Below are 17043 nucleotides of genomic sequence, written 5' to 3' on the forward strand. Positions count from 1 at the left end.
GTGGGTGTGGCCCGGAAACCCCGGAGGCACCACACAGTGTCAGGGGCTGGTGTGTCGCTCCATCAGCGATACTTGGTGGTCGCGCACGCTGCGACCTTCTTGGGGCGAAGCGGTCCACTGCCCGTCGGGGCCGAGCTCCCAGCAGCGGGTGGACGGGTCCAGCGCGGACTCGAATAACTCGTCGAGTTGTGCGGTCAACCTGGCGTCCTTGACTTGAACCATCACCTCGACGCGGCGGTCGAGGTTGCGGTGCATCATGTCGGCACTGCCGATCCAGAATTCGTCGATGGCGCGGAAGTGCAGGATCCGTGAGTGTTCCAGGAAGCGGCCGAGAATCGATCGCACGAATATGTTTTCGGAGAAGCCTTCCGCACCTGGGCGCAGTGAACAAATGCCACGCACCACCACTTCGACCCGCACTCCTTCCCGCGACGCGCGATACAGCGCGTCGATGACCTGTTCATCCACAAGGGCATTCATCTTGAGTCGGATATGACCGTTGCCGCTATCGCGGTGGGCGGCAACTTCCCGCTCAACGCGCTCGATGATGCCGGTGCGAATCCCATGCGGCGCCACCAAAAGGTTGCGATAGGACAGCTTGCGCGAATAGCCGGTGAGCGAATTGAACAAGTCCGTCAGGTCGGCTCCGATATCGGGTGCCGCCGTCAACAGGCCGACATCCTCATACAGCCGCGCGGTCTTGCTGTTGTAGTTGCCCGTCCCGATGTGGCAGTACCGCCGGATCGCCGAACCCTCCCGGCGCACCACCAACGATGTCTTGCAGTGCGTCTTGAGCCCGACGAGCCCGTACGCCACATGCACACCCGCCTGTTCCAGTGCACGTGCCCACCGAATGTTGGCCTGTTCGTCGAAGCGGGCCTTGATCTCGACCAGTGCCACGACTTGCTTTCCGGCCTCGGCGGCGTCGATCAGGGCGCGGACGATCGGCGAGTCGCCGGAGGTGCGGTACAGCGTTTGTTTGATCGCCAGCACATTTGGGTCGGCGGCGGCCTGCTCGATGAATCGCTGCACGCTGGTGGAGAACGAGTCGTATGGATGGTGCACCAGCACGTCGCCTTCGCGCAGTGTGGCGAAGATGCTCTTGGGTGTCTCGCGCTCGGCGAAAGCGGGATGGGTGGCCGGAACGAATGTCCGATCCTTGAGCGCCGGCCGGTCGATGCCGTAGACCTGCCACAGCGACGAGAGGTCGAGCAGCCCCGGCACTTCGATGACGTCACCGGGATGCACGTCGAGTTCGCGCAGCAGTAATTCCGACATGCTCTCGGTCATGTCGTCAGCGACCTCAAGCCGCACCGGCGAACCGAACCGGCGGCGGGCTAGTTCCCGTTCCAGCGCCTGCAACAGGTCCTCGTCGCGATCCTCTTCAACCTCGAAGTCGGCGTTGCGGGTGATGCGGAATGCATGATGTTCGACGATTTCCATCCCGGGGAAAAGCACCGGCAGGAAGGCCGCGATGAGCTCCTCCATGGGCAGGAATCGGAGGACGGCCTGGCCGTCGGTCCCATCGGCCCCTTCTCTATCGGTACGACTTTCCAGTTCGACGAAGCGATCGACGTTGTCGGGCACCTTGACACGTGCGAAATGCTGTGCGCCATCCTCGGGTTGCCGCACCGTGACCGCCAGGTTCAGACTCAACCCGCTGACAAATGGGAAGGGATGCGCGGGGTCGACGGCTAGCGGGGTCAGCACCGGGAAGACCTGGTCATTGAAATAGGTCGACAGCTGCTCGCGCTCGGCCTCGTCCAGATCGGCCCACGTAACGATGTAGATGCCTTCCTCGCCGAGCGCTGGCAGGACTGCATCAAGGAACACCCGTGCATGATGGACGGCGATCTGCTGGGTCTTCTCGCCAATGAGCCGCAGCTGCTCGCGCGGTGTAAGACCGTCGGACGAGCGGACCGACAACCCCATCTCGTCGCGGCGCTTGAGCCCGGCCACCCGAACCATGTAAAACTCATCGAGGTTGGAAGCGAAAATCGCCAGGAACTTGGCTCGCTCCAACAATGGCAATGAGTTATCGGCGGCCAGTGCGAGTACCCGCGCATTGAAGTCCAGCCAGCTCAGTTCGCGGTTGAGGTAGCGATCGTCTGGCAACAGGTCGCTGATCGTGTCGGCGGTCGCGGCGGGAGGTGCTGCCAGGGCAGAGTCGTCTGAGTCCCAGGCGTTCTCGTCGGTACGCACCTCAGCTTTGATATCGGTCACTCTGCGATCATTGCCTATTGCCCAGCAGTGCTGCCACCGCTCGGCGGACATCCATTTGCTGTTGGTCTGTCGTTCATCGTACGGACGCTCAGGCGCGCCCGCTAACGGCTCGCGCGGTTGCCGGGCCTACCCCGAGCCGACGAGCGGCCGTCAGGTCGGCGGGTGTGTCGACGTCACATCGCAGGCCAGGCCATGCGCCGGTTAGCTCGATAGCGCCTGAACGGCGGTGCCGCGCGGAGGAATCCGGACCGAACCGCGGGTCGAGCGCAGTTCCGAAGGCGCACAGCACGGCCGTTCCGGTGCCCAGCCGGTCCGCGACAAAACTGCGTTGATGATGGCGCGCGGCCGAGATCGCCTCGGAAAGCTCCTGTGTCTGCAGCGCAGGCAAATCGCCTTGTAACACAACGATATTGGCGAACGAATCGGCGACGACGCGTTCGGCGGCGACGATCGCGTTGTTCAGCGGGTCGGGATCGCCCTCCGGCGTCGGGTCGGCTAGTACGTCGGCTCCGAGCTCTGCCGCTGCAGCCGCCGCGGCCTCGTCGGGTGTAATGACGGTGATTGAGCGCAATGAATCTACGCGTGCAGCAGCGGTCAGGGTGTCCACCAGCATGGCTAGCACCACGTTTTCGCGGGTCTGTGCCGAGAACACCGGGGCCAACCTGGTCTTGGCGGCGGCCAACCGCTTTACGGCGATGATCAAGCCGACATCGCCCTGGGTGCCGCTCATGCTCACGAGCGTCACACTAGCGCGATGGTGACAACCGAGCGTCCAGCTAGCGTGACGATAGCCGGTCGCTGAACTAGGGTGTAGCGGCTGCAGATGCCGCGACAGACGACATGTGAGACGGATAGGAGCGGTAGATGGCCAGCACGGGAACCGTGGCGGTGATGGGCGCCGGTGCATGGGGTACGGCCCTGGCCAAGGTGCTCGCCGAGGCCGGTGGCCCAGAGGCAGCGGTCACGATGTGGGCGCGGCGGGCTGACGTGGCCAACCAAATCAACACCACCCGGTACAACTCCGACTATCTACCCGGCGCGTTGTTGCCACCCGGTATCCGTGCCACCGCTGATGCGGCTGAGGCGCTGCACGGCGCGTCGACGGTGATGCTGGGAGTGCCGGCGCAGACGATGCGTAGCAATCTCGAGCGGTGGGCGCCACTGTTGCCAGAGGGTGCGACATTGGTCAGCCTGGCCAAAGGCATCGAACTCGGGACGCTGATGCGGATGAGCCAGGTGATCGTGGCGGTGACGGGATGCGACCCCACGCAGGTTGCGGTGATTTCCGGGCCCAACCTGGCTAGCGAGATCGCCGAGTGCCAGCCCGCCGCGACGGTCGTCGCATGCAGCGACTCCGGTCGGGCCGTCTCCTTGCAGCGGGCCCTGAACAGCGGCTACTTCCGCCCCTACACCAACGCCGATGTCATCGGCACTGAAATTGGCGGGGCCTGTAAGAACGTCATCGCACTCGCTTGCGGGATGGCGGTCGGTGTGGGCTTGGGCGAAAACACCGCGGCGGCGATCATCACCCGCGGCCTCGCCGAGATCATGCGGCTGGGGCTAGCGCTCGGCGCCAAGGGTGCAACGCTGGCCGGCCTGGCGGGGGTGGGCGATCTGGTAGCCACCTGCAGCTCACCGCATTCGCGTAACCGATCGTTGGGCGAACGCTTGGGCCGGGGCGAGCCCATGGAATCGGCAATACATGGCCAGGACGGTCATGTCGTCGAGGGGGTGACGTCGTGCGAGTCCGTGCTCGCGTTGGCCTCCAGCTACGACGTGGAAATGCCACTCACCGACGCCGTGCATCGGGTCTGCCACAAGGGACTGTCGGTGAACGAGGCGATAGCCCTGCTCTTAGGGCGCAGCACCAAGCCCGAGTGACCGACGGCGTGAGTACCCGACCCGGTAGCCTCTTTTAACTGTGAATGCCAGCGACCGCCGTGGCGAGCGTATCCGAGTTGCCGTCGTGTTCGGCGGGCGCAGCAATGAGCATGCCATCTCGTGTGTGTCCGCGGGCAGTATCCTGCGCAATCTGGATCCGCAGCGGTTCGAGGTAATCGCCATCGGTATCACCCCGGAAGGTTCGTGGGTGCTCACCGACGGTGACCCCGACGCACTGGCAATCACCAACCGGCAACTGCCGGCCGTGAGTTCCGAATCGGGCACCGAGTTGGCATTGCCGGCCGACCCGGTGCGCGGCGGCCAGTTGGTGTCGCTACCGCCCGGCGCCGGTGAGGTGCTGGGCTCGGTCGACGTGGTGTTCCCAGTGCTGCACGGTCCGTATGGCGAGGACGGAACGATCCAGGGACTGCTTGAACTTGCCGGCGTGCCCTACGTCGGCGCCGGCGTGCTGGCCAGTGCCACGGGGATGGACAAGGAATTCACCAAGAAGCTGCTGCTGGCCGACGGACTTCCGGTTGGCGCGCATGCGTTGTTGCGTCCGTCGCGACCGACGCTGGGCCCCGGTGAGTGCGAGCGCCTGGGTTTGCCGGTTTTCGTCAAACCCGCACGGGGTGGATCGTCGATCGGTGTCAGCCGGGTGACGAGCTGGGATCAGCTGCCCGCCGCGGTCGCGCTGGCCCGTCGGCACGATCCGAAGGTGATCGTCGAGGCGGCGATCAACGGTCGCGAGCTGGAGTGCGGTGTGCTCGAAAAGCCCGACGGCACAGTGGAAGCCAGTACGGTGGGGGAGATCCGCGTGGCCGGTGTGCGCGGCCGCGAGGACGCCTTCTACGACTTCGCGACGAAATACCTCGACGACGCAGCCGAATTGGACGTGCCGGCCAAGGTCGACGACGATGTCGCCGACGCGGTGCGGCACTTGGCGATGCGGGCGTTCGCGGCCATCGACTGCCAGGGCCTGGCCCGGGTGGACTTTTTCCTCACCGACGACGGCCCGGTGATCAACGAGATAAACACCATGCCGGGATTCACCACCATCTCGATGTACCCGCGGATGTGGGCGGCCAGCGGCGTGGACTACCCCACCCTGCTGGCGACGATGGTGGACACGGCACTGGCCCGCGGCGTGGGCTTGCGCTAAGCCAGATGGTGCCGACCCGCCGCGCCCGGCGCTAGCGCCGCGCTTGCGATCGGCACTAAGCCAGATGGTGCCGACCCGCCGCGCCCGGCGCTAGCGCCGCGCTTGCGATCGGCGCTAAGCCAGATGGTGCCGACCCGCCGCGCCCGGCGCTAGGGCGCGGGCGCCGGATTGATCGGCACCGCGGCGATGGTGCGGTCGATTACCTCTGACAGCTGCTGGATCGGGGTGGGCCCGGATCCAGCCGGCAGCGTCAGTGCCACGTATACCGGACGGTCCACGCAGTACCAGGTGGATCTGTTCTCGCCGGATTTCCCGGAGATCTCGAACCACTGCACCCGGTCGACCATCTGGATCGGAGAGCCCACCACGAAGTCGGCGGGGCGCTCGAGTCCGCAGCGCATGACCACGGGTTCACTGTCGCGTCCGGTGCGCCAGGCGCTGGTCCCTTCGGGGGCCGGCGCCGCGATGGATGCTCGCCGGTAGTCCCCGAGTTGCTGGGGCAACGCCGTTATGAGCGCTTGGCATGCGGGAGTCGTGGCCTGCGGCGCGGACACCGCGGGCACGGCGATCGGTTGCTGCGCAGAGTGGCGGGTGGCCGCGATCACCAGGATTATCCCGATCGCGAGCACGGCCAGCGCGACGGCGGCGATTATCAGGACGCGTGGCGGCCCGTCGGACTCGGGCACCGGCCACCTCCGATCTCATAGACTGGCGCGCGGTCCAACTTACGGAGGCGGCGTGAGCGACGACGCATCGGGTGAGTCCCCGACGCTGGCCCAGTTCGGTGAGTTCGCGGTTATCGACCGGTTGGTGCGCGGCCGCCGACAGCCCGCTGCCGTTGCAATCGGCCCCGGTGACGACGCGGCGGTCGTATCCGTCAGCGATGGTCGCAGCGTGGTATCGACCGACATGTTGGTGCAGGATCGGCATTTTCGGCTCGACTGGTCGAAACCTCACGACGTCGGCCGCAAGGCGATCACCCAGAACGCGGCCGACATCGAGGCGATGGGCGCGCGGCCCATCGCGTTCGTGGTGGGTTTCGGTGGACCCGGCGATACACCGACTGCTGAGCTGGCCGGACTGGTCGACGGAATGTGGGACGAGGCAGAGCGAATCGGCGCCGGTATCGTCGGCGGCGATCTGGTCAGTTGTCCGCAGTGGGTGGTGTCGGTGACCGCGCTAGGTGACCTTGGCGGACGGGCGCCGGTGTTGCGTTCGGGTGCCAGAGCCGGCTCGAGGCTTGCCGTCGCCGGCGAACTGGGTCGTTCTGCTGCCGGATATGCGCTGTGGCACAACGAGATTGAGGGATTCGACGAGTTGCGGCGGCGCCATCTGGTGCCGGAGCCGCCCTATGGCCAGGGCGTTGCCGCCGCGGTCGCCGGGGCCCAGGCGATGATCGACGTCTCGGACGGCCTGATCGCCGACCTACGGCACGTCGCAGCGGCATCCGGTGTGGGTATCGATGTGTCCACGGCGGCCTTGGCGGCCGACCACGGCGCGCTGACCGCCGCTGCCGCCGCCGTCGGCGCCGATCCGTGGCCGTGGGTGCTGGGCGGGGGCGAAGACCACGCCCTGGTGGCCTGCTTCAGCGGACCGGCGCCGACCGAATGGCGCGTGATCGGTCGCGTACTCGACGGGCCGGCCCGGGTGCTGGTCGACGGCGAGGAGTGGGGCGGGTACGCGGGATGGGAATCTTTCCGCCCGTGAGTTACCGCCCGAGCGTGCGCAGAATGCCAGTCCATGCGGCGTGTCGCTGCACAAACACGCACGCTCGCGGGCAAAAAAGTAGGGTGACGCGGTGACCGTCTACGCGATCGCCCAGCTGAGATTCTCCGACCGGACGGCCTATGACCGCTATCAGGCGAAGTTCATCGAGGTCTTCCGACGTCATGCGGGAACACTGCTCGCGGCCGACGAGTCGCCAGAGGTGGTGGAAGGGGAGTGGGACCGCGACAAGGTGGTGCTGATGTCTTTTCCCGATGAGGACGCATTCCGCGGCTGGGCGCAATCTGCTGAATACCAAGAGATTTCGAAGGACCGCCGTGCGGGAGCCGACACGGTGGTACTGCTGGCGAAGGGACTGGGATGACCGCGCGTCCGTTGAGTGAACTCGTCGAGCAAGGGTGGGCGGCCGCGCTGGCGCCGGTGACTGAGCAGGTGGCCCAGATGGGACAGTTCCTGCGCACCGAGATTGCGGCCGGGCGCAGGTATCTACCCGCTGGTTCGAATGTGTTGCGCGCCTTCACTTTTCCGTTCGACGAGGTACGCGTCCTGATCGTGGGGCAGGACCCGTACCCTACGCCCGGACATGCGGTAGGTCTGAGCTTCTCGGTGGCACCCGACGTCCGGCCGCTACCACGCAGCCTGGCCAACATCTTCGACGAGTACACCGCCGACCTGGGCCATCCCCAGCCCTCGTGCGGAGATCTGTCGCCGTGGGCACAGCGCGGTGTGCTGTTGCTGAACAGGGTGCTCACGGTGCGCCCCAGTAACCCGGCGTCGCATCGAGGCAAAGGCTGGGAAGCCGTCACCGAGTGCGCGATCCGTGCATTGGCCGCGCGTTCAAAGCCGTTGGTGGCGATCTTGTGGGGCCGCGACGCGTCGACGCTCAAGCCGATGCTGGCCACAGGCAATTGTGTCGCGATCGAGTCGCCGCACCCCTCACCACTGTCGGCGTCGCGCGGGTTCTTCGGCTCGCGGCCCTTCAGCCGCGCCAACGAGCTGCTCGCCGGGATGGGCGGCGATCCCGTCGACTGGCGGCTGCCGTGACCGAGATGAGGGCGTTGCGCGCGCATCGTCGGGGCGGCCCGGAGGTGCTCACAGTCGAGCACGCGCCGGTGCCGGTGCCTACCGCCGGGGAAGTCTTGGTGGCGGTACATGCCGCTGCCATCACCTTCGACGAATTATCGTGGGAGGAAACCTGGACCCGCGCCGGTGCCAGTCGGACTCCGACCATCGTGTCGCACGAAGTGTCGGGTGTCGTTGCCGATATCGCCCCGGATGTAACGGATTTCAAGGCCGGCGATGCGGTCTACGGACTGATCCAATTCGACCGTGACGGTGCGGCAGCCGATTTCGTCGCAGTGCCAGCGGCCGACCTGGCCGCCAAGCCGGCGACGGTTACGCACACGGTTGCCGCGGCCCTGCCGTTGGCCGGGCTGACCGCGTGGCAGGCCCTGGTCGACCACGCCGCGGTCCAGCCGGGCGAGTCGGTGCTGGTGCTTGGTGGGGCTGGCGGAGTCGGTGCGCTGACGGTACAACTTGCCGCCCGCCTCAACGCGCACGTCGCCGCGACCATCCGCAGCGATGCCGGTGACCTGGTCCGCGGCTTTGGTGCGCAACGGGTAATCGATGTGCGCAACGAAGCGTTCGATGAAGTCGGCGCCACCTTCGATGTGGTCATCGACACGGTCGGCGGACAGACGCTTGACCGATCCTTCGCCGTTCTGCGCCCGGGCGGACGGTTAATCACCTTGTCGGCGCCCCCGCCGGATGGCAAAGCCGACGAATATGGCGTCACGGCAACATTTTTTATTGTCGCGCCCGATCGACGGCAACTCACCGAACTCGCGGCGCTGGTCGATGGTGGCCGGCTGCACGTGGAAATCGCGCGGACCTTTCCCCTCGACCATGGCCGCGAAGCATTTGAAAGCGGCCGGCGCCCGGGTCGGCGCGCCGGCAAGACCGTCCTGGTGGTGAGGGATTAGCCATGTACGACCTCGACGCAACGATCCGGCTGCGGTGTTCGACGCGGATGTTCCTACCCGACCCGGTTCCACAACACCTGGTCGAGGAGTCACTCGAGCTGGCAGTGCGCGCGCCGTCCAACTCCAACGCGCAGCCATGGCACCTCGTCTTGACCTCTGGCGCCGCTCGGGAGCGACTGGTCGCGGCCATGCTGGAGAAGGCGAGGTCCGAACCCCCGAACGTTCCGGAATTGCCGGCCGCGTTTGCTCACCTACGACGTGAGTTGGGCGCCCAGGTGTATGGCTCGATGGGCATCGCCCGCGACGACGCCGAGGCCCGGCGCATTGCCGTGCTGCGCAATTGGGAATTCTTCCGTGCCCCGGTGGGAGCGGTCGTGTCGATGCACCGGGATTTCGGTCTGGTCGACAGCATGGGTGTCGGCATGTTCTTGCAGACTCTGTTGTTGGCTTTGACCGCGCGCGGGCTTGGCACCTGCGTTCAGGTTTCGATCGCCGGCTATCCCAACATTGTCCGCAAGCAGCTGGGCATAGCCGCCGACATGACCATCCTGTGTGGTCTGGCGATCGGCTACCCGGACCCGGACTTCCCCGCCAACTCGCTGCGTGTTGGGCGCGACAGCATGGACAAGCACGTGGTATTCCTCGACGAGTAGGACATCAGCGGGTGATCATCGGCAGCAGATAGGTGCGCACGTATGCGCGGGTGTCGTCGATGGTGGCGAGGTTGATGCTGGTGTGTGGGGTGACGATGAACGAAAGCGTGAGTCGAGCGTGCAGCTCCGCGACGGTGCGCAGGTGCCGCTCCTGTTCGGGTGTAATGGGGTTCGCGCCGTAGAGCTCGGTGCGCAATTGGGACGCTGACTGGTCGGTAGCGAAATCGAGGATGGCGCCGGCGTCGATGGTCAGGCTGGGCAGGATCGTCTCGGGCTCGGTGCGAAGTAGCTTTCGCAGCAGGGCGTGCTCCCGCAGGAAGGTCACGGTGAACACGGTGCCGTAAACCAGGCGGTCTTCCAGGGTGGTGCCCTGTGCCCGGGCCGCTGCGCTGCCGTCGAGGTAGCGGTGTGCCTCGGCGAGAACGAGGGCGTCGATGAGGGCGGCCTTGGTCGGGAAGCGGCGATAGACCGTGGCGCGGCCCAGACCGCTGCGGCGGGCGATGTCTTCCATGGTGGTGCGGCGGATCCCGACGAGTTCGGCCTGCTCAAGTGCGGCGTCCAGGATGCGAGTGGTGATTTCGTCGGGGTTCTGTAGCTGGGCAAGGACAGCGGGATCGGGCGTGGTCAGGCGTCGAACGAACGCTGCCGTTCGGGTCGCGGTCACGTGGATGCTCCTTGCTTGCTTGGGTTGCTCACCGTATCGTGAATCATACGAGACAATTATCGTAAATATGTCTCTTATGCCTCAAAAGATTTACGGGGGTTGATATGGGCGTCGGACTGTGGGCTAGATGGCTGGCCATGCATGGCATACCCCGCGCGTTCATGAAGATCCGAGCGCGACGGGGCGATCCCTTGGCCCGGCTAATTGTCGGTGATGGGCGGCGCCAGGATCCGTATCCACTGATGGAGGAAATCCGCGCGCGCGGACCGTTGGTGCGCACACCATTCACCTGGGTTAGCGTCGATCACCAGATTTGTCGGCAAGTATTGCGAGACAAACGCTTTGGTGTCACAGCGCCGGCTATGATGGACCTGCCGCGCCCACTGCGGGCGCTGATCACGCGGACCGACCCCGGCGTTGCCAACCCCGTCGAACCGCCGGCCATGGTGATCGTCGACCCGCCCGAGCACACCCGCTATCGGCAACTGGTGGCACGAAGCTTCACCCCACGCGCAATCGACCAACTCGACTCTCGGGTCGCCGAAGTGACCCAGGACCTCGTCGAGAAGCTCGCCCGCACAACACATCCCGATCTCATCGCTGACTTTGCTGCGCGGCTGCCGGTCGCGATCATCGGCGAGATCCTCGACCTCGCTGCCGATACCCATCCGCGGATGCTGGAATGGGGGCACAGCGGCGCTCCACTGTTAGACCTGGGGATCGGCTGGAAGACCTACCGGCACGCCATCGATAGCCTGCGCGGCGCCGATCGCGAGCTGCGGGATCGCTTCCATGAACTGCGCGCCGGCACGGCCGGCGACACCCCGTTCAGCCGGCTGGCCGCCGACGGCACGTTGACCGACCGCGAGTTCACCGCCAACGCCGCGCTACTGGTAGGTGCCGGGTTCGAAACCACCGTCAACTTGATCGGCAACGGCATCGTCGTGCTGCTGCAACACCCCGAGCAGCTGGCACAGCTACGCGAGGACCCGGATTTGTGGCCCACCGCCGTCGAGGAGATTCTGCGCTACGACAGTCCGGTGCAGATGACCGCCCGAACCGCACACTGCGATGTTGTGCTCGCGGGACAACGCGTCGCCGCCGGCGACATGGTGGCGCTGCTGCTCGGCGGCGCCAATCGCGACCCACACGTGTTCGCCGACCCCAGCCGCTTTGACATCACCCGCGCCAACGCGCGCGAGCATCTGGCGTTTGCGTCCGGCATCCATGCCTGCATCGGTGCCGCGCTGGCCCGCATCGAAGGAACCACCGCGCTGCGGGCCCTGTTCGAGTCCTTTCCCGAACTGCGGCTCACCGCGCCCCCACAGCGGCGGGCGTTGGCCAATCTACGCGGATTCACGCATATGCCAGCACAACTCGGCAGCAGCCGGACCACGCCAGCCGGGCTGCCGGCTTGACCGGATCAACGCGGTGCGACGATGCCGTTGTCGTAGGCGTAGACGATCGCCGCGGCGCGGTCACGCAGGTCGAGCTTTCCGAAGATCCGGCCGATATGGCTCTTGACCGTGACGCCTGAGATACCGAGTTCGTCCGCGATCTCTTTGTTGGAAAGGCCTTTTCCGATAAGCGTGAGGACGTCGAGCTCTCGGGTGGTCAGCTCGGCGATGTCACCGCCCGGTTTTCCATCAGGACCTCGGCCTGCCTTTCGGTAGGTGCTGAGCACGCGTGAGGTGACCGCCGTGTCCAGATAGCTGTCTCCTCTCGCGACAGCCCGGACTGCGCGAATCAGCTCCTCGGCCGGAGAGTCCTTGAGCACGAAGCCGGCCGCGCCCGCCCGCAGAACCCCGGACAATAACTCGTCCTCGTTGAAGGTGGTCAGTGCGAGCACCGGCGGCGCTCCATCCTGCCCCCCAACCAATCTCCGCGTCGCCTCGATGCCGTCGACGCGTCGCATTCGCAGGTCCATCACGACGACGTCGGGTCGGTGCCGGGCCACGGCCGCTGGGACCTCGTCACCGTCGGCGCATTCGGCGACGATGTTGAAACCGTCCTTGCGGCGCAGGATTCGGCGCAGCCCGGAGCGCACCAGATCCTGGTCGTCCACGAGCAGCACGGCGATCTCGGGTGCGTTGTCGGTCACAGGGATCATGGCGTGCACCGCCATGGGCGCCAGCCGGTGTCGCTGTCATGCAGCGGTATTTCGGCGCACACCGACCACCCGTCGGGTGTCGGGCCGACATCGATGGCTCCGCCGAGCAGCTCGACCCGTTGGCGCATGCCGCGTAGACCGCGACCCTCCGGCGATTTGGCGGCGGCTACCGCGGCCGGTAATCGATTATTGACGGTCAGCCTTGCTAGGCGCATTGAAATATCAAGCACCACAGTTGATTTGGAATCGGGAGCGTGTTTGGCGACGTTGGCCAGCGATTCCTGGGTGATGCGGTACAGCGCTAGGCCGACCGCTGCCGAGACGTGCTGGGTGCTTCCTTGGAGACGCAGTGCGACGGACAGGCCGGCCCGCTCGAAATCCTCTACGAGGACACTGATGTCGTCGATACCGGGTTCGGGCGTCCATTGCGCGGTCTTCGCTGGAGAACTGTCAAGGAGGCCCACGGTGCGACGGATGTCGGCCATCGCCTGCCGGCCGAGTTGCTCTGCCTGTTCGAGCGCCTCCACGGCGTCGTCGACGTCGCGATCCTGCTGCAGCACCCGCCGGGCTCCGGTCACATGCAGCAGCGTGACGGTAAGCGAGTGGGCGATGACGTCGTGCACTTCACGCGCGATGCGCCGGCGCTCGTCGGCCGCCGCGTGCTCTGCCAGCGCCTCGTGGGCCAGGATTTGTTCGGCCAGCAGCCTGCGCTGGGTGTTCATGAGGTAGCCGATCAGCCAGCCGCCCGCAACGAAACCCAGGTACAGCACCACCGGATCGAGGCGGTCTAGCGCCGCGGCGGCGAGCAACAACGCGGTCGCCGACATGGCGGCCAGGAACCCCCCGACGCCAGAGGTCAACGTCCCGACAACGCCGACCATCAGCACCAGCAATGCCGGGGCGAAATCGGCGTGAACGTGCGTTGACGTGGCGAACAGCATCACCGCGGTGGCCGCGGACCAGGTCGCCCACAGCAGCACGGGGCCGAACTTCATGTTGAAGAAATAAAACGCCAGCGCCGGCGAGACGGTCATCGCGAACGCAACCAGGGTCACCGGAAGGTCGACAGCGGGTCGCTGCAGTGTCGCGAGCAATCCGCCGAATAGCAGCATGGCATCGGTGATGATCACGAACGACCACGTGATCCCGACGGGGATCAGTTCACCCCGTCGGCGTAGCTGTTCCCGCAGGTAGCACGCTGCGGTATCGAACACTTTTCAATCGTAGGACTGCACGGCGTCCGGTCACATCCTGCTGGGGTCGGCACCCGCCTCCGCCCGTGGTAGGAGACGAAGACCGAACCCTGGCACGACGCGCGGAAGTGGTGTGACTTCCTAACGTTCGACTCATGACATGGACACTTCTGCACGACCGCATGGCATTTATGGCCCAATTGATCCGAGCCGCCGAGACCGACCCAGAGGCAGCGCTGGCAGAGCTTTCCGAGCCTTCCGGGGCAGCCAGAGCTTCCGAGGTGTCGCGGCTGTTCGGTGATGAGGAGGGATTATTGCTCTCGCTCCGGCAGCGCTGGCTGACGATGTTGGCCGCGAAGCTGGATCAGGCTGCCTACGATGGCGCTACCGCCGAACAGGCCAGAGCCGACTTGGAGACCGCGCAGCCCGGCCTGCATGCGCTGCTGGAGATTGCGGCCCGGCGATCGCTGCGAGTGCGAGCGCTGTCTCGCGGCGAGCAGCAGGCGATGGACCTGTTTGACGGATCGACGAGTGATCGCCAGACCGTTGCATGAAGGCCGATCCGCGATCCTGATCGTCGGCCTCTGGGTTGTAGCGGCAGCCGTGGGCAACTTGGTTGTGCCGCAACTGGAGCGGGTCGTCGACTCGCACTCCAGATCTTTCATGCCTCACGACGCGCCGAGCTTGATCGCCGCCACCCACGCCGCGCAATTGTTTGCTCAGACGCCGAGCAACAATTTCGTTTATCTTGTGCTGGAACGAAACACCCCGCTAACGGCGCGCGACCGCCAATTCTACGACGCGCTGACGGCCGCGCTGCATGCCGATCGGCGCCACGTGTACTCGCTAACGGACCTGTGGTCACAACCCGCGACCGCCGCAGGCGCGCAAAGTTCCGACGGGTGCGCCGTCACCATGATGGTCCGGCTCGCCGGAATGCTCGGCACGTCGCAGGCGCGCGATTCGGTGAACTCCGTGCGCGACACCGTCACCGGACTGTCACCACCGGACGGCCTGGCGGTCCACGTCACGGGTCCGGGAGCCACCATCGTGGACGAATTCGCCGCGATCGATCGGCAGATGCTCGGGATCACTGCTGCCACAGTCGTTCTCATTCTGTTCTTGTTGCTCGTGGTGTACCGGTCACCAATCGCTGCGGCGATCCCGCTGGCATCGGTCGGTCTCGGCCTGGTCGTGGCTCGGTCCGTCGTTGCCGCGCTTGGACAGTTCGATGCTGTTGAGGTGTCGCTGTTCTCGGTGGCGCTCATGGCGGCCATGACGCTGGGCGCGGGCACCGACTATGGGATCTTTCTCATCGGCCGCTATCACGAAGGCCGGCGCCGGGGCGTGGCGCCGACTCGGGCGCTGAGCGAGGCTTACCGCGCCGTAGCGCCGGTGGTGGTCGGATCGGCATTGACGGTGTCGGTGGCGCTTGCATCCCTGGGCTTCGCCGAGGTGAGCATGTTCCGTAGTACCGGGATACCTTGCGCCATAGCGATTCTCGTGACAATGACGGCGGCGCTGACGCTGACGCCTGCGCTGATGGGTCTTTCGGTGCGACGTGGATTTCTCGAACCGCGACCGTCGACGACGGCGCGATCCTGGCGTCGCGTCGGCGCCACGGTGGCACGCTGGCCTGGGCCGATTCTGGTGACCGCGGGCGCGACCACCCTAATTGCGGCGTTGCCACTGGCGGACGTGCGGGTCGGCTGGAACGAACCCGCAGCCACGCCGTCGAACACCGACTCCAGCCGCGGCTACGTCGCCGCCGACCGGCACTTTGCGGCCAATAGGTTGCTACCCGATGTCGTCACCATCCAGGCCGACCACGACCTGCGCAATCCAGCGGGACTGATCGCCATCGAACGAATCACCAGCCAGGTCATGGCAATACCGGGTGTGCGGACGGTACAGTCCGCGAGTCGTCCCGACGGCCGGGTTCCCGATGAGGCGACGTTGAGCTATCAGGGCGGCGTGGTTGGCCGTCAATTGGGCGAAGCGATCGATTCGCTGACCCAGCGACTCGGCCGGATCGCCGAACTGGACGCCGCGTTGGCACAGACGCAATCGGCGGTGCGCCGACTCGGCTCCGGACTACAAGGCGGCAGTGCGGGAATCGCCGAGATGTCCGCGGCTGCGACCGACATGCGATCCGGTCTGGATGGTGTACAACGCACTGTCACAACGGTTTCGAGCTACCTTGACCCATTGCGGGACTTCGTTGCGCGAACCCCGGACTGTGCCGCGAATCCGCTCTGCTCACCGGTCGAGCGACTGCTGGAACCCGTTGACGGTCTAATGCGGACCACGACGCAACTCGGTGACGGCGCCGCGAAGCTCAGCGGCGGGTCGGCAACGGCCTCTCACGCGATGGCGGGGCTACCGCAGGCCGTGTCGTCGATGAATGACGCACTGGCGCAAGCACGTTCGGCCACCCACGAGTTGCAGGGGCTGGCCCAAACGATTGGGCCTGCGCTGCGTCAGCTGACCGATTATCTCGCCGAGATCGATGCGCAATTCCGAGGCAGCGCCGCGGCGGGTTTCTACATGCCGCAGCGAGCGTTGTCCGATCCGCGGTACCTTGCCGTTCTGCGCAACCTGGTTTCCGCGGACGGTCACGCAACCTATCTGCTGGTCTATGGCGACGATGACGAGTGGGGGAGCGCCGGCGCCCAACGGGCCGAGCAGGTGCGCGTCGCGGTCAGGGAAGCAACGAAAGAGGGCGCCCTGATGCCAACGGGGGTCGATCTGGCCGGTGTCGGGCCCGCGACGGCCGACCTGCAACGGTCTGTCACCCGCGACACCGCATTGCTCGTGGCTGCCGGGCTGGTCCTGATCTTCCTGATTGTCGCGGCGATGTTGCGCAGCCCGATCGCTGGACTGGTGGTGGTTGGGACCGTCGTCGCGTCTTTCGCATCGGCGCTCGGCGTCAGTGTGCTGATCTGGCAGTACCTGCTTCATCAGGACCTGCACTGGGCCGTTGCACCGATCGCGTTCATGGCACTGATCGCCGTCGGCTCGGACTACAACCTACTGTTGGCGCTGCGGATCAAGCAGGAGGCTTTTTCGGGGGCGCGTACTGGTCTCAAAACGGGCATCATCCGGGCGTTTGGCGGCACCGGGGGCGTGGTGACGACGGCGGGCATCGTCTTCGGGCTCACCATGTTGGCGCTGCTGGGCAGCAGCGTGCTCAGCATCGCCCAGGTCGGCACCACCATCGCGGTCGGATTGCTGGTGGACACCCTCGTCGTTCGTGCCCTCGTCGTGCCGTCCATAGTTGCGCTGTTGGGCCGGTGGTTTTGGTGGCCAGCTGGCCTGCCCACGAGGCCAGTGGCGCGGGCGAAAGCGGAGCCGAGCGATTCGAGGGTGGCGCTCAGCGTTCGCCGAAACTGAAATTACGTACACCCAAAGCGGCGTGTCTTGTACGTAGCTGCAGTGTCGCGGTACAGC

At 65.9% G+C, this 17043-nt stretch carries 16 protein-coding genes; 10 read left to right on the top strand and 6 right to left on the bottom strand.

Annotation, left to right across the window (positions count from 1 at the left end; genetic code table 11):
• Nucleotides 1–39: 39 nt before the first annotated feature.
• Together AADZ78_RS08230 and cofC are read right to left on the bottom strand one after the other, a co-directional pair.
• Entirely contained in the window at nucleotides 40–2274 is a 2235-nt protein-coding gene (locus AADZ78_RS08230; RefSeq protein WP_085253578.1) for an RNA degradosome polyphosphate kinase, read from the bottom strand.
• A 37-nt stretch (nucleotides 2275–2311) separates the two neighbouring features.
• Nucleotides 2312–2953 carry a 2-phospho-L-lactate guanylyltransferase gene (cofC, locus tag AADZ78_RS08235; RefSeq protein WP_085253579.1) on the bottom strand — a complete coding sequence of 214 codons (642 nt, stop codon included), beginning with the start codon at nucleotides 2951–2953 and terminating at the stop codon, nucleotides 2312–2314.
• Between the two features lie 134 nt (nucleotides 2954–3087).
• Between cofC and AADZ78_RS08240 the strand changes: the two genes are divergently transcribed.
• Nucleotides 3088–4104 (top strand): NAD(P)H-dependent glycerol-3-phosphate dehydrogenase, encoded by a 1017-nt coding sequence (locus AADZ78_RS08240; RefSeq protein ID WP_085253580.1) that lies wholly within the window; start codon nucleotides 3088–3090, stop codon nucleotides 4102–4104.
• A gap of 40 nt (nucleotides 4105–4144) precedes the next feature.
• Nucleotides 4145–5266, top strand: coding sequence for a D-alanine--D-alanine ligase family protein (locus tag AADZ78_RS08245; protein ID WP_085253581.1), 1122 nt, complete (start codon nucleotides 4145–4147; stop codon nucleotides 5264–5266).
• 149 nt (nucleotides 5267–5415) lie between these two features.
• Here AADZ78_RS08245 and AADZ78_RS08250 read toward each other — a convergent pair whose 3' ends face one another.
• Nucleotides 5416–5952 (bottom strand): DUF3515 domain-containing protein, encoded by a 537-nt coding sequence (locus AADZ78_RS08250; protein WP_085253582.1) that lies wholly within the window; start codon nucleotides 5950–5952, stop codon nucleotides 5416–5418.
• 52 nt (nucleotides 5953–6004) lie between these two features.
• Here AADZ78_RS08250 and AADZ78_RS08255 point away from each other — a divergent pair, with 52 nt between their 5' ends.
• The 5 genes from AADZ78_RS08255 to AADZ78_RS08275 all read left to right on the top strand — a co-directional run bounded on the left by AADZ78_RS08255 (nucleotide 6005) and on the right by AADZ78_RS08275 (nucleotide 9626).
• Nucleotides 6005–6973 (top strand): thiamine-phosphate kinase, encoded by a 969-nt coding sequence (locus AADZ78_RS08255; RefSeq protein ID WP_085253583.1) that lies wholly within the window; start codon nucleotides 6005–6007, stop codon nucleotides 6971–6973.
• A gap of 91 nt (nucleotides 6974–7064) precedes the next feature.
• On the top strand, nucleotides 7065–7355 hold the full coding sequence (locus AADZ78_RS08260) for a DUF1330 domain-containing protein (RefSeq protein WP_085253584.1): 291 nt from the start codon (nucleotides 7065–7067) through the stop codon (nucleotides 7353–7355).
• On the top strand, nucleotides 7352–8035 hold the full coding sequence (locus tag AADZ78_RS08265) for a uracil-DNA glycosylase (RefSeq protein WP_085253585.1): 684 nt from the start codon (nucleotides 7352–7354) through the stop codon (nucleotides 8033–8035). The genes AADZ78_RS08260 and AADZ78_RS08265 overlap by 4 nt, the downstream gene beginning before the upstream one ends.
• Nucleotides 8036–8040: 5 nt before the next feature.
• The gene (locus tag AADZ78_RS08270) at nucleotides 8041–8973 is read left to right on the top strand and encodes an NADP-dependent oxidoreductase (protein WP_085253601.1); all 933 of its coding nucleotides are present in this window, start codon (nucleotides 8041–8043) and stop codon (nucleotides 8971–8973) included.
• Between the two features lie 2 nt (nucleotides 8974–8975).
• Entirely contained in the window at nucleotides 8976–9626 is a 651-nt protein-coding gene (locus AADZ78_RS08275; protein ID WP_085253586.1) for a nitroreductase, read from the top strand.
• 4 nt (nucleotides 9627–9630) lie between these two features.
• Here AADZ78_RS08275 and AADZ78_RS08280 read toward each other — a convergent pair whose 3' ends face one another.
• Nucleotides 9631–10290, bottom strand: coding sequence for a TetR/AcrR family transcriptional regulator (locus AADZ78_RS08280; RefSeq protein WP_085253587.1), 660 nt, complete (start codon nucleotides 10288–10290; stop codon nucleotides 9631–9633).
• Nucleotides 10291–10394: 104 nt separating this feature from the next.
• Between AADZ78_RS08280 and AADZ78_RS08285 the strand changes: the two genes are divergently transcribed.
• Nucleotides 10395–11708, top strand: a complete 1314-nt coding sequence (locus tag AADZ78_RS08285) for a cytochrome P450 (RefSeq protein WP_204081521.1) — start codon at nucleotides 10395–10397, stop codon at nucleotides 11706–11708.
• 5 nt (nucleotides 11709–11713) lie between these two features.
• On the opposite strand, the gene AADZ78_RS08290 is transcribed toward AADZ78_RS08285, so the two are convergent.
• Both AADZ78_RS08290 and AADZ78_RS08295 read right to left on the bottom strand, forming a co-directional pair.
• A complete protein-coding gene (locus tag AADZ78_RS08290) occupies nucleotides 11714–12400 on the bottom strand; it encodes a response regulator transcription factor (RefSeq protein ID WP_276062929.1) in 687 nt (228 codons plus the stop codon).
• Nucleotides 12397–13614: a sensor histidine kinase gene (locus AADZ78_RS08295; RefSeq protein ID WP_139829115.1), complete on the bottom strand. Its 1218-nt coding sequence runs from the start codon at nucleotides 13612–13614 to the stop codon at nucleotides 12397–12399. The genes AADZ78_RS08290 and AADZ78_RS08295 overlap by 4 nt, the downstream gene beginning before the upstream one ends.
• A gap of 134 nt (nucleotides 13615–13748) precedes the next feature.
• Here AADZ78_RS08295 and AADZ78_RS08300 point away from each other — a divergent pair, with 134 nt between their 5' ends.
• The gene (locus AADZ78_RS08300; protein WP_139829116.1) at nucleotides 13749–14147 is read left to right on the top strand and encodes a hypothetical protein; all 399 of its coding nucleotides are present in this window, start codon (nucleotides 13749–13751) and stop codon (nucleotides 14145–14147) included.
• Nucleotides 14110–16986: an RND family transporter gene (locus AADZ78_RS08305; protein WP_372510516.1), complete on the top strand. Its 2877-nt coding sequence runs from the start codon at nucleotides 14110–14112 to the stop codon at nucleotides 16984–16986. Before AADZ78_RS08300 ends, AADZ78_RS08305 begins: the two co-directional genes overlap by 38 nt.
• Nucleotides 16987–17043: the final 57 nt, after the last annotated feature.

The organism is Mycobacterium riyadhense (assembly GCF_963853645.1).
Lineage (GTDB): Bacteria > Actinomycetota > Actinomycetes > Mycobacteriales > Mycobacteriaceae > Mycobacterium > Mycobacterium riyadhense.

Excerpts from the sequence above, each read along its gene's own strand:
- AADZ78_RS08230 (WP_085253578.1), bottom strand. The coding sequence starts at position 2,274 with ATGTCCGCCGAGCGGTGGCAGCACTGCTGGGCAATAGGCAATGATCGC.
- cofC (WP_085253579.1), bottom strand. The coding sequence starts at position 2,953 with ATGAGCGGCACCCAGGGCGATGTCGGCTTGATCATCGCCGTAAAGCGG.
- AADZ78_RS08240 (WP_085253580.1), top strand. The coding sequence starts at position 3,088 with ATGGCCAGCACGGGAACCGTGGCGGTGATGGGCGCCGGTGCATGGGGT.
- AADZ78_RS08265 (WP_085253585.1), top strand. The coding sequence starts at position 7,352 with ATGACCGCGCGTCCGTTGAGTGAACTCGTCGAGCAAGGGTGGGCGGCC.
- AADZ78_RS08270 (WP_085253601.1), top strand. The coding sequence starts at position 8,041 with ATGAGGGCGTTGCGCGCGCATCGTCGGGGCGGCCCGGAGGTGCTCACA.
- AADZ78_RS08275 (WP_085253586.1), top strand. The coding sequence starts at position 8,976 with ATGTACGACCTCGACGCAACGATCCGGCTGCGGTGTTCGACGCGGATG.
- AADZ78_RS08285 (WP_204081521.1), top strand. The coding sequence starts at position 10,395 with ATGGGCGTCGGACTGTGGGCTAGATGGCTGGCCATGCATGGCATACCC.
- AADZ78_RS08290 (WP_276062929.1), bottom strand. The coding sequence starts at position 12,400 with ATGATCCCTGTGACCGACAACGCACCCGAGATCGCCGTGCTGCTCGTG.
- AADZ78_RS08300 (WP_139829116.1), top strand. The coding sequence starts at position 13,749 with ATGACATGGACACTTCTGCACGACCGCATGGCATTTATGGCCCAATTG.